The sequence below is a fragment of the Pseudomonas sp. BN411 genome (assembly GCF_029871235.1).
Classification (GTDB): Bacteria; Pseudomonadota; Gammaproteobacteria; order Pseudomonadales; family Pseudomonadaceae; genus Metapseudomonas.
Genome location: NZ_SSOM01000019.1, coordinates 102190 through 116061, shown reverse-complemented (window position 1 = coordinate 116061; position 13872 = coordinate 102190). Strand labels below are relative to the sequence as shown.

Annotated in this window: 12 protein-coding genes; 3 read left to right on the top strand and 9 right to left on the bottom strand. The window is 65.0% G+C overall.

From position 1 onward, the window contains the following. Nucleotides 1-4: 4 nt before the first annotated feature. The 5 genes from E8F06_RS01425 to E8F06_RS01405 all read right to left on the bottom strand — a co-directional run bounded on the left by E8F06_RS01425 (nt 5) and on the right by E8F06_RS01405 (nt 4562). Nucleotides 5-1948 carry a GGDEF domain-containing protein gene (locus tag E8F06_RS01425; RefSeq protein ID WP_280363491.1) on the bottom strand — a complete coding sequence of 648 codons (1944 nt, stop codon included), beginning with the start codon at nt 1946-1948 and terminating at the stop codon, nt 5-7. Beyond that, the gene (locus E8F06_RS01420) at nt 1945-2823 is read right to left on the bottom strand and encodes an endonuclease/exonuclease/phosphatase family protein (protein ID WP_280363489.1); all 879 of its coding nucleotides are present in this window, start codon (nt 2821-2823) and stop codon (nt 1945-1947) included. The genes E8F06_RS01425 and E8F06_RS01420 overlap by 4 nt, the downstream gene beginning before the upstream one ends. A gap of 16 nt (nt 2824-2839) precedes the next feature. Then, the gene (gene dsbA / locus E8F06_RS01415; protein WP_190828911.1) at nt 2840-3472 is read right to left on the bottom strand and encodes a thiol:disulfide interchange protein DsbA; all 633 of its coding nucleotides are present in this window, start codon (nt 3470-3472) and stop codon (nt 2840-2842) included. Nucleotides 3473-3614: 142 nt separating this feature from the next. After that, the gene (locus E8F06_RS01410) at nt 3615-4220 is read right to left on the bottom strand and encodes a c-type cytochrome (RefSeq protein ID WP_280363486.1); all 606 of its coding nucleotides are present in this window, start codon (nt 4218-4220) and stop codon (nt 3615-3617) included. A gap of 51 nt (nt 4221-4271) precedes the next feature. Beyond that, a complete protein-coding gene (locus tag E8F06_RS01405; RefSeq protein ID WP_280363484.1) occupies nt 4272-4562 on the bottom strand; it encodes a c-type cytochrome in 291 nt (96 codons plus the stop codon). Nucleotides 4563-4737: 175 nt separating this feature from the next. Between E8F06_RS01405 and yihA the strand changes: the two genes are divergently transcribed. Beyond that, nucleotides 4738-5379: a ribosome biogenesis GTP-binding protein YihA/YsxC gene (gene yihA / locus E8F06_RS01400; RefSeq protein WP_280363482.1), complete on the top strand. Its 642-nt coding sequence runs from the start codon at nt 4738-4740 to the stop codon at nt 5377-5379. A gap of 277 nt (nt 5380-5656) precedes the next feature. Here the strand turns inward: yihA and polA are convergent, their stop codons facing one another. Next, nucleotides 5657-8404 carry a DNA polymerase I gene (gene polA / locus E8F06_RS01395; protein WP_280363480.1) on the bottom strand — a complete coding sequence of 916 codons (2748 nt, stop codon included), beginning with the start codon at nt 8402-8404 and terminating at the stop codon, nt 5657-5659. A 74-nt stretch (nt 8405-8478) separates the two neighbouring features. Between polA and E8F06_RS01390 the strand changes: the two genes are divergently transcribed. After that, a complete protein-coding gene (locus tag E8F06_RS01390) occupies nt 8479-8760 on the top strand; it encodes a DUF2782 domain-containing protein (RefSeq protein WP_190828918.1) in 282 nt (93 codons plus the stop codon). A gap of 31 nt (nt 8761-8791) precedes the next feature. Continuing rightward, complete coding sequence (locus tag E8F06_RS01385) at nt 8792-9742, top strand: homoserine kinase (protein ID WP_280363478.1); 951 nt, start codon at nt 8792-8794, stop codon at nt 9740-9742. A 165-nt stretch (nt 9743-9907) separates the two neighbouring features. On the opposite strand, the gene E8F06_RS01380 is transcribed toward E8F06_RS01385, so the two are convergent. From E8F06_RS01380 to E8F06_RS01370, 3 genes are all read right to left on the bottom strand, one after another. Continuing rightward, nucleotides 9908-10594 (bottom strand): NrdJb, encoded by a 687-nt coding sequence (locus E8F06_RS01380; RefSeq protein ID WP_280363475.1) that lies wholly within the window; start codon nt 10592-10594, stop codon nt 9908-9910. A 16-nt stretch (nt 10595-10610) separates the two neighbouring features. After that, nucleotides 10611-12758 carry an adenosylcobalamin-dependent ribonucleoside-diphosphate reductase gene (locus E8F06_RS01375; RefSeq protein WP_280363473.1) on the bottom strand — a complete coding sequence of 716 codons (2148 nt, stop codon included), beginning with the start codon at nt 12756-12758 and terminating at the stop codon, nt 10611-10613. Nucleotides 12759-12935: 177 nt separating this feature from the next. Then, nucleotides 12936-13850, bottom strand: a complete 915-nt coding sequence (locus E8F06_RS01370; RefSeq protein WP_280363469.1) for a zinc ABC transporter substrate-binding protein — start codon at nt 13848-13850, stop codon at nt 12936-12938. Nucleotides 13851-13872: the final 22 nt, after the last annotated feature.

Genomic DNA, 13872 nt, shown 5'->3' with positions numbered 1-13872 from the left:
GGATTCAGACCGGTTGAGGCAAGCCCTGGGCACCGGATTCGCCACGTCCGTCCGGCGACTGCACCAGCGCCAGCTCGACGCGATTACGCCCTTGGTGCTTGGCCCGATAGAGCGCCTGGTCAGCACGCTGGAAGGCGACATCACTGGGCTCACCGGCCATCAAGGTCGTCAGTCCGGCGGAGAGGGTGATCGACACCCGCTCACCCTTGAAGTGGAAGGGGCAGGCTTCGATGGCCGCACGCAGGTTTTCCAGCAATTGCTTGCCGCCTTCCACGGGAGTGGAGGGCAACAGCAGGACGAACTCCTCACCACCGAAGCGGGCGATGAAGTCGGTCTTACGCAGGCGCCGGGCGAGTTCACCGGCGATGATCTTCAACACCTTGTCGCCGGCCAGGTGGCCGAAGCCGTCGTTGATGCGCTTGAAGTGGTCGATGTCGATCACCGCCAGCAGCAGGTCGCCGCCGTAGCGCTGCTGCCGAGCCTGTTCGATCTCCAGCCGCTCGTTCCAGGCGGCGCGGTTGGGCAGGCCGGTCAGGGGGTCCTGTAGCGCCTTCTGGCGCTGGACCTCAAGGTTGTCGTGGAAGACCTTGGCTTCATCCTCCATGGTCGCCACCCGTGCCATCAGTGCCTGCAAGCGCTCGCCCACTTCCTGCTCGCGCGCCGAGCGCTGCTGCTGGTAGCGGTTCATGGTGTCGAGCAGGCCGTCGAGGCGATGCTCCAGGCTCTGCTTCAGATGGTTCAGGTCGGTGGCGTCCTGCACGCTGGCCTGCAGGCCACTGACGTGTTCGCGCAGCTGGTCGTCCAGGGCGCGGGCGCTGTCCAGTGACTCGGCATAACCTTCCTGGGCGGCGCGGAGGTGTTCGAGGAACAGCGCCAATCGCTGGTTGAGCTGTTTCAGGTAGCCGGCGAACTCGCGGTGGCCATTGTCGGTTACCGCCAGCACCAGCACGCCGAAGTCATCCAGCACCGGCACCAGCTCGTACCAGTTGAGCCCACCTTGCAGGCGCTGGCGCAGCATTTCTGCCTGGGGCTGGTGATGTTCAGGCAGGTCCAGCTCATCCAGCAGTGAACGCAGGCTGTCGGCCACATGGGGAGCGATGGCGCTGTAGCCAGGCTCTGGCTGGGCCGGCAGGGCGTACTCGGGGTCGCCCTCGCCGGTCAGGATGGAGGCGGCCAGCGGCAGGCTGTCGAGGGTGCTGCTGCGCGCCGGGGCAGCGGAGGCGGGCGCGGCTAGCACGGGCTCGACGGGCGCTGGCAGCGGTCGGGCAGGGGCAGGCTCTGTTTCGCTCGGCGGGCGCTGGTCAACGGGGTCGGGCAGGGCGTCTGCCTGGCGAGCAGGTGCGTCCGTCCGGGAGCGCTCTTCGGCTTGCGGAGCAGCAGGAGCGGCTGGCGCAGCTGCGGCCTCGGCCGAAGGCTCGTCGCGTCCGTTGCCGAACAGGCGCTGCAGCAGGCCGGGCCTGGCGACCGTCGCGTCTTCATTGGTAAGCGCCTGCAGTGCCTGGCCCTGAAGCACGCCCAGCTCGGCCAGCACTGCCGGCAGCTCGCGGGATTGGCGCGCACGTTCGTCGATGCGCTTGGCGAACTGCTTGAGGCCCTTGCGCACTTCCCGGGGCAGGTCGAGGGCGAGCAGGCGGCTGGTGATACCGGTCAGGGCGCTGACGTTCTGTTCCACGCGCTGCTGGCGGCGTTGCTCGGAGTCCAGCACCGCCTTTTCCAGGCGCGGAATCAGGGCCGCGAGGCCAGCGTCCATCTGCTCGCCGCGGATGATTTCGCGCAGCTCCTGCATGCACTGGTCGACCGCCTTGTCGGAGCCCTCGGCCGCCAGGGAGCTGCGCACCAGGCCACGACGCAGCAGGTCGAGGCGGGCATCCCAGCGCCTTTCCAGCTTCTCCTGCTGTTCGAGGTTTTCCAGGTATTTGGTTTTCCAGCGCTGGGCGTCGTCGCTCATGCAGGGATTCCGCGCGTGGGTTGGCTGAGGGCAAGGGGCAAGTCGGCCTGCAGTTCGACCGGCAGGCGGATGTCCACGGCCACGGGCAGGTGGTCGGATATGGGCTGGCTGAGCACCGCCACCCGCTCCAGGGTCAGGCTGGGGCTGAGCAGGATGTGGTCGAGACAGCGCTGTGGCCGCCAGCTGGGAAAGGTCGCTTCGACCTGCGGGGCCAGGAGGCCGAGGTCGCGCAGGGGCGAGCGCTCCAGCAGGTCATTGGCGTGGGTGTTCATGTCGCCCATCAGCACCAGGTGGCGATAGCCGGCCACCAACTCGCGGATGTACGCCAGTTGGCGAGTGCGGGTACGGGCGCCGAGGGACAGGTGCATCATCACCACGGCGAGGGCGTCGGAGCCCTTGCCGAAGCGCATCAGGATCGCGCCGCGACCGGGCGGGCCCGGCAGGGGATGGTCTTCCAACAGGCTGGGTTGCAGGCGGCTGAGCAGGCCATTGCTGTGCTGGGCGATGCGCCCGAGATTGCGATTGAGCTGCTGGTACCAGTAGGGGAAGTCGCCAAGCTGGGCGAGATGCTCGACCTGGTTGATGTAGCCGGAGCGGATGCTGCCGCCGTCGGCTTCCTGCAGGGCGACCAGGTCGTAGTCGCCGAGCAGGCTGCCAATGCGCTGGAGATTTCCGGCGCGGCCCGTGTGCGGCAGCAGGTGCTGCCAGCCACGGGTCAGGTAGTGACGGTATCGCTCGGTGCTGATGCCGACCTGGATGTTGAAGCTGAGCAAGCGCAGGCGGCCATCGGCGGGCAGCCCGCCCCTGTCGCAATGGGGGTTCACCCGTGCATCGCACGAGCTCGCCGCCCGCTCACCCACCCAGCGTCGCAGCATCGGGCGAATGCGCCGCTTACTTCGCGGCGCGCTCCTTCTCGATCAGGTGTTCGGCGACCTTGAGGGTCTGCTCCGGGCCACCCGAGGAGCTGATGTCGAAACGGTACTTGCCATTGACCACCAGGGTCGGAACGCCGGTGATCTGGTAGGCCATGGCCAGCTTCTTGGCTTTCTCCATCTGGCCCTTCACGGCAAAGGAGTTGTAGGCCTTGAGGAAGGCGTCCTTGTCCACGCCCTGGCCAGCGAGGAATTCAGCCATCTCTTCCGGGGTAGCCAGCTTCTTGCCTTCCTTGTGGATGGCATCGAACACGGCTTTGTGTACCTGATGCTCGACCTTCATGCTTTCGAGGGTGATGAACAGCTGGCCGTGGACGTTCCACAGGCCGCCGAACATGGCAGGAATGCGCACGAAGTTCACGTCTTCCGGCAGCTTCTCGGCCCAGGGATTGAGGGTCGGCTCGAACTGATAGCAGTGCGGGCAGCCGTACCAGAACAGCTCCACCACTTCGATCTTGCCGGGTACGGATACCGGAACCGGGCTGCTCAGCTCGACGTACTGCTTGCCGGCCTCGATGTCGTCAGCCTGGACGGCGCTCATGCCCAGCAGGCTGGCACCGGCAAGAACGGCGGAAAGGATCAGGTTACGCATGCTTCACTCCTTGAGGGGTAATGGGGCCGCGAGGGCGATGATTCGACCTGCGGCTACACAGCGGGTTCCGGCCATTGTAGCGGGCCGCAGAACGAAAAAGGGTGGCCTAGGCCACCCTTGTTCAGATTCCAGACAACGGGTCTTAGTGCAGACCCTGGATGTAGCTGGAAACCGCTTCGATATCCTTGTTGCTCAGCTTGGCCGCGATGCCGCGCATGACCATGGTGTCACCATCGTTGGTGCGGTTGCCTTCGCGGAAGTCGGTCAGCTGCTTGGCCACGTACTGGGCATGCTGGCCGCCCAGGTGCGGGAAGCCGGCAGTCGGGTTGCCGGAGCCGTCCGGAGCGTGGCAGCCGGTGCAGGCAGGCATGCCTTGGTCCAGCTTGCCGCCACGGAAGAGGGCTTCACCACGGGCGACCACTTTCGGGTCGGCGGCACCGACGCTGCCCTTCTGGCTGGAGAAGTAGGCGGCGATGTCAGCCAGGTCCTGGTCGCTGATGTTGGTCAGCAGGCCGGTCATTTCCAACACGGTGCGGTTACCGGCCTTGATGTCCTTCATCTGCTTGAGCAGGTAGCGTTCGCCCTGGCCAGCCAGTTTCGGGAAGTTCGGGGCGGCACTGTTGCCATCGGGACCGTGGCAAGCGCCACAAACAGCGGCCTTGGCCTGGCCAGCCTTGGCGTCGCCAGCGGCGTGGGCCATGCCGGTGATGCCCAGGGTCAACAGCAGACTCACGATTACTTTGTTCATCAGCTAATCCAACTACGGCTAAAGGGTAAAGGTGTTATGTGCCGGGCTACTTTATTGGCTCATCCATTGGATGACGGCCTTGTAGTCCTCGGCGCTGCAATCCATGCACAGGCCTTTCGGCGGCATGGCGTTCAAACCATTGGTGACGCTCTGCACCAGAGTGTCGATGCCCTTGGCCAGTCGCGGTTCCCAGGCAGCCTTGTCGCCCTTTTTCGGCGCCATCGGCAGCTGACCAGAGTGACAGGCACCACAGGCCCTGTTGAAAACCGCTTCCGGATCCTGAGCCGCCTGAGCGGCGAAGGACAGCGCCGCAAGGCTAGCGACGAGCAGTACTTTCTTCATGATCAACCTCATCGGGAGGGCATTGCCGCGCATTCTTTCGTGCGTCGGTCGTTGCCGTGGACACCAGACCCTGGGGGATAAAGCGCACACTAAATCTGCGGCATTATATACTGGCGAGGCATAAACGGAAACGAAACCGCCCTATGCGACACCGCGTCGCACCCTTGGATTCCCCATGTCATTGAAGAACCCCATTCTTGGCCTGTGCCAACAAGCCCGCTTCCTCATCAGTGCCGCCAAGGTCGACCAGTGCCCGCCGGACAGCGGCCTGGAAGTGGCCTTTGCCGGGCGTTCCAACGCCGGCAAGTCGAGCGCACTGAACACCCTGACCCACGCCAGCCTGGCGCGCACCTCGAAAACCCCGGGGCGCACCCAGCTGCTGAACTTCTTCTCCCTGGATGAAGAACGTCGCCTGGTAGACCTGCCCGGCTACGGCTACGCCAAGGTGCCGATCCCCCTCAAGCAACACTGGCAGCATCACCTGGAGGCCTACCTCAGCAGCCGCGAAAGCCTCGCCGGGCTGATCCTGATGATGGACATCCGCCACCCGCTGACCGACTTCGACCGCCTGATGCTGGACTGGTCCACCGCCGGCAACATGCCCATGCACATCCTGCTGACCAAGGCCGACAAGCTGGCCTTCGGCGCGGCGAAGAACGCCCTGCTCAAGGTGCGTCAGGAAATCCGCAAGGGCTGGGGCGAGGGCGTGAGCATCCAGCTGTTCTCGGCGCCCAAGCGCCAGGGCATCGAGGAAGCCCATGCAGTGCTGGCGCACTGGCTGCAGCTGGATCTGGAAGAAGGCGAGGCCGAAGCCTGAATTCCGGGCAAAAAAAACCCCGGACTTCGTATGGGGAGGGGGAAGTTCGGGGTCTAAGTCTGAACCGCTAGGGCGGGGTTCAGATATCTGCCAACACTAAACACAGCAAAAGGAGCATCGAAAGGCTTCACCAGCCATTCATGTGTGTGACTCCCCTGCCTCGCAGAAAGTTCAGACCGCCCCTAAAAACAGTTTGCTATCAAAAAAATCTGTTTATTCGATCAGGAAATAAGCATCTGTTTCAGCTGTGAAACAAATGCTCGCCCCGAAGGCGCACTCAGTGCGCCTCATCCCAGTTGTCACCCACGCCCACTTCCACCACCAGCGGCACATCCAGCTCGGCGGCACCGCTCATGAGCGGACGAATCTGCTCGGAAACCTGATCCACCAGGTCCTCGCGCACTTCCAGCACCAGTTCGTCGTGCACCTGAAGGATGACGCGGACGTCCAGGCCGCTTTCCTGCAGCCAGTTATCCACGGCCACCATGGCGCGCTTCATGATATCGGCCGCGGTGCCCTGCATCGGCGCGTTGATCGCGGTGCGCTCGGCGCCCTTGCGCATGGCCTGGTTCTTGGAGTGGATTTCCGGCAGGTACAGGCGGCGGCCGAACAGGGTTTCGACGAAGCCCTGCTGCGCGGCCTGCTCGCGGGTGCGCTCCATATAAGCCAGCACACCGGGATAGCGAGCGAAGTAGCGGTCGATGTAAGCCTGGGCTTCCTTGCGCTCGACGCCGATCTGCTTGGCCAGGCCGAAGGCGCTCATGCCGTAGATCAGGCCGAAGTTGATCGCCTTGGCGCTGCGGCGCTGGTTCGAGGTGACCTCGTCCAGCGGCACGCCGAACACCTCGGAAGCGGTGGCACGGTGCACGTCGCGGTCATGGCGGAAGGCGTCCAGCAGGCCTTCATCCTTGGCCAGGTGGGCCATGATGCGCAGCTCGATCTGCGAATAGTCCGCCGCCAACAGCTTGTAGCCCTTGGGCGCGACGAAGGCCTGGCGGATGCGACGGCCCTCGGCGGTGCGGATCGGGATGTTCTGCAGGTTCGGATCGGAGGACGACAGGCGCCCGGTCGCCGCCACCGCCTGGTGGTAGGACGTGTGGATACGTCCGGTGCGCGGGTTGATCTGCTCCGGCAGCTTGTCGGTGTAGGTGCTCTTGAGCTTGCTCAGGGAGCGGTACTGCATGATCACCTTGGGCAGCTCGTAATCCTGTTCGGCGAGGTCAGCGAGCACGTTCTCGGCAGTGGAAGGCTGGCCGGTCGCGGTCTTGGCCAGCACTGGCAGGCCGAGCTTTTCATAGAGGATGGCGCCGAGCTGCTTGGGTGAGCCAAGGTTGAACTCCTGCCCGGCCAGCTCGAATGCCTGGCGCTCCAGGGCAACCATCTTCTCGCCCAGCTCCAGGCTCTGCTGGCCCAGCAACGTGCCGTCGACGTAGGCGCCGTTGCGCTCGATGCGTGCCAGGACCGGCACCAGCGGCATCTCGATTTCGCGCAGCACCTTGGCCAGGGAGGGAATGGCTTCCAGCTTCTGCCACAGGGTCTGGTGCAGGCGCAGGGTGACGTCGGCATCTTCCGCCGCATAGGGGCCGGCCTGCTCGATGGCGATCTGGTCGAAGGTCAGCTGCTTGGCGCCTTTGCCGGCAATGTCTTCGAAACGGATGGTGCTGTGCCCCAGGTACTTGAGGGACAGGCTGTCCATGTCGTGGCGGGTGGCCGTGGCGTCCAGCACGTAGGACTCGAGCATGGTGTCGAAGGTGATGCCCTGTACGGCGATAGGCGTCGTGGCATTGGCCAGGACGTTCATGTCGTACTTGGCATGCTGGCCGACCTTGGCCTTGTTTGGGTCTTCCAGCAGCGGCTTGAGGGCCTTGAGCACGGCGTCGCGATCAAGCTGCGCCGGTACGCCCATATAGCTGTGGGCCAGGGGCACGTAGGCGGCTTCACCGGCTTCCACAGCAAAAGACACTCCCACCACCTGCGCCTGCTGGGCGTCGATGCTGGTGGTTTCAGTGTCGAAGGCGAACAGCGGGGCGGCTTCCAGCTTCTTCAGCCAGGCATCGAACTGCGCCTGCTCCAGGACCACCTCATAGCGCGCCTCGGCCTTGGCGGGCGCAGCTTCGACAAGTTCCAGTTGCTCGCCATCGGACTTGGCCTGGCGCTGCAGGTCGTCCAGCCAGGTCTTGAATTCCAGGGTGCGATACAGCTCGGCCAGGGCCTCGCGGTCGGGTTCTCCGGGGTGCAGGGCGTCGATCTCGACGTTCAGCTCGACGTCGCACTTGATGGTCGCCAGCTTGTAGGACAGGTAGGCCATGTCCTTGTGCTCTTCGAGCTTGGCCGGCAGGCCCTTGGCGCCACGGATCGGCAGGGCGGGTACCTTGTCCAGGCTGGCGTAGAGGACATCCAGGCCACCACCCACGCCGGTGAGCAGGCCGAGGGCGGTCTTCTCGCCGACGCCGGGCACGCCGGGGATGTTGTCCACCTTGTCCCCCATCAGCGCCAAGTAGTCGATGATGAGCTCAGGACCGACACCGAATTTCTCCTTCACGCCATCCACGTCCAGCGTGCTACCGGTCATGGTGTTGACCAGCGTAATGTGCCCGTCGACCAACTGCGCCATGTCCTTGTCACCGGTGGAGATCACCACCGGACGCCCGCCCGCTGCACTCTGCCGGGCCAGGGTGCCGATCACGTCGTCGGCTTCCACGCCCTCCACACAGAGCAGCGGCAGCCCCAGTGCGCGCACGCTGGCATGCAACGGCTCCACCTGCACGCGCAGCTCATCCGGCATCGAGGGGCGATTGGCCTTGTACTCGGCGAACATTTCATCGCGGAAGGTGCCGCCCTTGGCGTCGAACACCACCGCGAAGGGGCTGTCCGGGAACTGCCGGCGCAGGCTCTTGAGCATGTTCAGCACGCCTTTGACCGCGCCCGTGGGCAGGCCGGCCGAAGTGGTCAGCGGCGGCAAGGCATGGAAGGCGCGGTACAGGTAGGAGGATCCGTCCACCAGGACGAGGGGGGCTTGGCTCATGCGTGAATTCAACCTTTATTCACCGGACCCGAAGTAGAATGGACCGATCATTGACGAGAAGGGACAAGGTTACCATGCGCGCACTGAACCGCCTTTTGCTGGCCAGCCTGCTGGCTCTCGCACCAGTCGCCACCTTCGCCGCAGACGAGCCGTCCGCCGAGCCGGACGTGACCATCCGCCAGGAAGGCGACAAGACCATCCAGGAATACCGCGTCAACGGCATCCTCTACGCCATCAAGGTGACCCCCAAGGGTGGCAAGCCGTACTTCCTGGTCCGCGCCGACGGCGAAAACAATTTCGTCCGCTCGGATTATCCCGACATGCTCATCCCAGCCTGGGAAATCTTCAGCTGGTAGCGCACACGCAACCCCGTAACAAGGTAGTCCAATGTCTGTATTCACTCCGCTCGAACGTCCGGAACTGGAAGACTTCCTCGCCCCCTACGGGCTGGGCCGGCTGAAGGACTTCCAGGGCATCGCCGAAGGCTCCGAGAACAGCAACTTCTTCGTCAGCCTGGAAGGGGGTGAATACGTACTGACCCTGGTGGAGCGCGGCCCGGTCCACGACCTGCCGTTCTTCATCGAACTACTGGATGTGCTCCACGACGCGGACCTGCCGGTCCCTTTTGCGCTGCGCACCGGGGGCGGCGACGCCCTGCGCGAACTCGCCGGCAAACCGGCGCTGCTGCAACCGCGCCTGCCGGGCAAGCACGTGCACCAGCCCAATGCCCACCACTGCGCCGAGGTCGGTGCCCTGCTGGCGCGCCTGCACCTGGCCACCCGCGAGCGGGTACTGGAGCGCAAGAGCGATCGCGGCCTGGACTGGATGCTCGATGAAGGCCCGGCGCTGGCCCTGCAACTGGACAAGACGGCCCTGCCGCTGCTGCGTGATGCGCTGAAGGAAATCGGCGAGGTGAAGGCGCGTTTCCTCGCCCTGCCGCGCGCCAACCTGCACGCCGACCTGTTCAAGGACAACGCCCTGTTCGACGGCCCCCACCTGTCCGGCCTGATCGACTTCTACAACGCCTGCTCCGGGCCAATGCTCTACGACCTGGCCATCTGCCTGAACGACTGGTGTTCGGACGCCGACGGCCGCCTCGACGGCCAACTCGCCCGCGCCCTGCTCGGCGCCTACGCCGCGCTGCGCCCTTTCACCGCCGCCGAAGCCGAACTCTGGCCGACCGCCCTGCGCATCGCCTGCGTGCGCTTCTGGCTGTCGCGCCTGATCGCCGCCAATGCCTTCGCCGGGCAGGACGTGCTGATCCACGATCCGAGTGTGTTCCAGCGGCGTCTCGCGCAGCGGCAGAAGGTGGAGTTGCCGCTGCCATTCGCGCTCTGAGAAGGACGCGAGTTCTTCGCTTTTCCTGTGGGGGCGAATTCATTCGCGAAGGACAGCGCAGCTGTCCCGACAGCCGTCAGGGCAGACCTTCGGCCTGCTTGGCGAATGAATTCGCCCCCACAAGGTTCGTTCCAGCCCGACGATATGTGTGCGCTCTGAACGAATTCACCCGCACTTGGAATGGCCGCAGTTGAGACAGGTCGCGCAGCCATCCATTTGCACCACCGCCTGCGTATTGCACTTGCCACAGAGCTGGGCGCCGGGTGGGAAGCCCTCGCCGGGTTCGGCGGTGGTGGTGCCTTGGCTGGCCTCGTAGGCGGCACGCTTTTCCGCCAGGTAGAGCCGCTGTTCCTCGTCCAGCTTCTGGCCCTCCATCAGGCCAATGGCGATCAGGTGGCGCTCCAGCACGGCGCCGATCTCGGCCACCAGCGACGGCATGTAGACGCCGCCACGCTTGAGGTAGCCGCCTCGCGGGTCGAACACCGCCTTGAGCTCTTCCACCAGGAAGGTGCAGTCGCCGCCCTTGCGGAACACCGCCGACATGATGCGGGTGAGGGCGACGATCCACTGGAAGTGCTCCATGCCCTTGGAGTTGATGAAGATTTCGAAGGGCCGGCGCTGCTCGAAGGCGGTGTCGGGGTTGAGCACGATGTCGTTGATGGTCACGTAGAGCGCGTGCTCGAACAGCGGCGACTTGATCTTGTAGGTGGCACCCACCAGGGTTTCCGGCCGCTGCAGGGTTTCATCCATCTGCACGACGGCAGCCGCTTCCTCGGCGGCCTTGCGGGCCTTTTCCTGTTCCAGGTCCACCAGGCTGAAGCCCTTGATCTTCTTCTCGATCTTGATGGTCATGACCGCCTCCGATCGTTCAGTACTTGCCGTAGTAGCCTTCCTTCAAGGCCTCGAACAGGTTGGCGGCGGTGTGTAATTCGCCGTCGTACTCCACTTCTTCGTTACCGCGCAGCTCCACCAGGGTGCCGTCCTCCAACTCGAAGCGGTAAACCGTCCTCTCCAGATCCGCGTCCTTGACCAGCACACCCTGGAAGGCCGCCGGATTGAAGCGGAAGGTGGTGCATCCCTTGAGACCCTGGCGCCAGCCGTGCAGATAGATGTCCTTGAACGCTTCGAAGGGGAAGTCGGTGGGCACGTTGGCGGTCTTGGAGATGGACGAGTCGATCCACTTCTGCGCCGCCGCCTGCATGTCCACGTGCTCGGCCGGGCTGATGTCGTCAGCGCTGACGAAATAGTCCGGCAAGCGCTGCGCCGGGTGCTCGGCATCCGGCCGGGCCTGGCTGTTGACGAGGGAGCGGTAGGCCAGCAGCTCATAACTGCGGACCTCGATCTTCTCCTTGGTCTTGCGCCCGGGGCGGATCAGGTTGCGCGAATACTGGTGGGCGTAGCTCGGCTCGATGCCGTTGGAGGCGTTGTTCGCCAGGCTGAGGCTGATGGTGCCGGTGGGGGCGATGGAGCTGTGATGGGTGAAGCGCGCGCCCACCTCGGCCAGTTCCGCCACCAGTTCCGGGGCATGTTCGGCGACACGCTGCATGTAGCGGGAATAGCGGGCGTGGAGGATGCGGCCGGGCACGCGGTCGCCCACCTTGTAGCCGTCATCCACCATTTCCGGGCGCTTGCGCAGCATGGCGGCGTTGACCTCATAGTCGAGGGCCAGGATGGGCGCCGGCCCTTTCTCCCGCGCCAGCTCCAGGGCTACCTGCCAGCCGGCCAGGGCCATTTCCCGCGTCACTTCCTCGGTGAACACACAGGCCTCGGTGCTGCCGTAGCGCAACCGCAGCAGCGCGAGGGCCGAGCCCAGGCCGAGAAAGCCCATGCCGTGGCGGCGCTTGCCGAGGATTTCCTCGCGCTGCTTCTCCAGCGGCAGCCCATTGATCTCCACCACGTTGTCGAGCATGCGGGTGAATACCCGCACCACGGCGCGGAAGCGCTCCCAGTCGAAATGCGCGTCTTCGGTGAACGGCTCTTCGACGAAGGCGGTGAGGTTGATCGAACCCAGCAGGCAGGAGCCATAAGGAGGAAGTGGCTGCTCTCCGCACGGGTTGGTCGCGCGGATCGCCTCGCACCACCAGTTGTTGTTCAGCTCATTGACCCGGTCGATGAGGATGAAGCCCGGCTCGGCGAAGTCGTAGGTGGAGACCATGATCATGTCCCACAGGTGCCGGGCCTGGACGCGGCCGTAGACCTTGCAGGCCACCAGGCCATCCTCGCGGGTGATGTAGCCCTCGTGCACCGGCCAGTCGCGCCAGATCACCTGGGTCGAATCACCGAAGTCGAGCTCTTCGCGCTCCTTGGGGTGCACCGGGTAGAGCAGCGGCCATTCGGTGTCGTTCTCCACCGCGTGCATGAAGGCATCGCTCACCAGCAGGCTGAGGTTGAACTGGCGCAGGCGGCCGTCCTCGCGCTTGGCACGGATGAACTCACGCACATCCGGATGGCAGACGTCGAAGGTACCCATCTGCGCACCACGGCGGCCACCGGCAGAGCTCACGGTGAAGCACATCTTGTCGTAGATATCCATGAAGGACAGCGGCCCGCTGGTCTGCGCGCCGGCCCCGGAAACATAGGCGCCATGTGGGCGCAGGGTGCTGAATTCGTAGCCGATACCGCAGCCGGCCTTGAGGGTGAGCCCGGCTTCATGGACCTTGCCGAGGATGTCGTCCATGGAATCGAGGATGGTGCCGGAAACGGTGCAATTGATGGTGGAGGTGGCGGGCTTGATGTCCTGGGCGCCAGCGTTGGAAATGATCCGGCCGGCGGGGATGGCGCCATTGCGCAGGGCCCAGAGGAAGCGTTCGTACCAGTGCTCGCGGGCTGCGGAATCGGCCTCCACCTCCGACAGGGCGCGGGCCACGCGCTGCCAGGTGGCATCAGGGGTGAGGTCGATCGGCGTACCGTCCTTGTGCTTGAGGCGGTACTTGCTGTCCCAGATGTCTTCCGACGCCGCCTGCAAGGCGATGCCGTGGTTACCCTGGACCTGCCTGGGGGTTCCCGTCCTGGCCATCCGCTGCCCTCCCTCGATGAAGAGTCCAGACTAGTCTGACCACGAATGCCGGCCGCTGATTCACATCAAGACGGCCCGCGGCCCCTCTCTCACCTTAGCAGTCCGTGCGGAACGCCCTTGTAGGGTGGGCCGGGCGGCGAACCGCTTCAGCCCACCGGAGGGAGAGGGGAGCAACACTCAGAGCGCTTCCAGACACCCCGCCAGGCCATCGCTTAGGTTCTGCAGCAGGGTCTCGTAGCCGTTGGCGGCCACCGGGGCGTTTATGCCCAGGGCATCCAGTTCGGCCAGACGCACCGAGAGGCCGGCGGTCAGGGTGTCGGCCAGGCGCGGGCGTACCGGCGGCTCGCTGAACACGCAGCTCGGGCCTGCCGCCTGCAACCGCTCACGCATCGCAGCGACGTGGCGGGCACCGGGCTGGACTTCGCTGGCGACGCTGAATACGCCGGAATGGCGCAAGCCGTAGGCCGCCTCGAAGTAGTCGAAGGCCTCGTGGAAGACGAAGAACGGCTTGTCGGCGACCTTGGCCATGCGCGCCTTGAGGGTGGCATCGAGCTGGTCGAGACGGCCCTGGAACGCCGCCAGGTTGGCCTGGTAGCGCGCGGCATTGGCCGGGTCGGCGGCAGCCAGGTCGGCAGCCATGCGCGCGGCGATTACCCGGGCGTTGGCCGGCAGCAGCCAGAGGTGGGCGTCCAGGGAACCGGGGCGATGGGCATGGTCGTGCTCGTGTTCGTCGTGTTCGCCTTCATGCTCATCCTGCAGCGCCTCGAAATGGCGCAGGGTCATGCCGGGTTCGCTCTGCAATGCCACGCTGGGCTTGTCACGCCCTTTCAGCACGCGGGGCAGGAAGCCTTCCAGGTCGGGCCCGACCCAGTAGAACAGGTCAGCCTCACGCACCCGGCGTACGTCGGAAGGGCGCAGGGCGTACTGGTGCGGCGAGGCTCCGGGGGGCAGCAGCACCTCCGGCTGGCCGGCGCCGTCCTGCACGGCTGCGGCGATCAGTTGCAGCGGTTTGATGCTGGTCAGCAGGCGTACGTCGGCCTGGGCAGACAGGGCGCAGGCGCTGAGGAACAGGGAGACGAATAGACGGAACACGGCACAGACTCGGCGGGAAAAG

What these genes read in the sequence shown, in the direction of transcription:
- dsbA (WP_190828911.1), bottom strand. Translation starts at nt 3,472, where the DNA reads ATGCGTAACCTGATCCTTTCCGCCGTTCTTGCCGGTGCCAGCCTGCTG.
- E8F06_RS01380 (WP_280363475.1), bottom strand. Translation starts at nt 10,594, where the DNA reads ATGACCATCAAGATCGAGAAGAAGATCAAGGGCTTCAGCCTGGTGGAC.
- polA (WP_280363480.1), bottom strand. Translation starts at nt 8,404, where the DNA reads ATGAGCCAAGCCCCCCTCGTCCTGGTGGACGGATCCTCCTACCTGTAC.
- E8F06_RS01425 (WP_280363491.1), bottom strand. Translation starts at nt 1,948, where the DNA reads ATGAGCGACGACGCCCAGCGCTGGAAAACCAAATACCTGGAAAACCTC.
- E8F06_RS01385 (WP_280363478.1), top strand. Translation starts at nt 8,792, where the DNA reads ATGTCTGTATTCACTCCGCTCGAACGTCCGGAACTGGAAGACTTCCTC.
- E8F06_RS01375 (WP_280363473.1), bottom strand. Translation starts at nt 12,758, where the DNA reads ATGGCCAGGACGGGAACCCCCAGGCAGGTCCAGGGTAACCACGGCATC.
- E8F06_RS01405 (WP_280363484.1), bottom strand. Translation starts at nt 4,562, where the DNA reads ATGAAGAAAGTACTGCTCGTCGCTAGCCTTGCGGCGCTGTCCTTCGCC.
- E8F06_RS01420 (WP_280363489.1), bottom strand. Translation starts at nt 2,823, where the DNA reads ATGCTGCGACGCTGGGTGGGTGAGCGGGCGGCGAGCTCGTGCGATGCA.
- E8F06_RS01410 (WP_280363486.1), bottom strand. Translation starts at nt 4,220, where the DNA reads ATGAACAAAGTAATCGTGAGTCTGCTGTTGACCCTGGGCATCACCGGC.
- E8F06_RS01390 (WP_190828918.1), top strand. Translation starts at nt 8,479, where the DNA reads ATGCGCGCACTGAACCGCCTTTTGCTGGCCAGCCTGCTGGCTCTCGCA.
- yihA (WP_280363482.1), top strand. Translation starts at nt 4,738, where the DNA reads ATGTCATTGAAGAACCCCATTCTTGGCCTGTGCCAACAAGCCCGCTTC.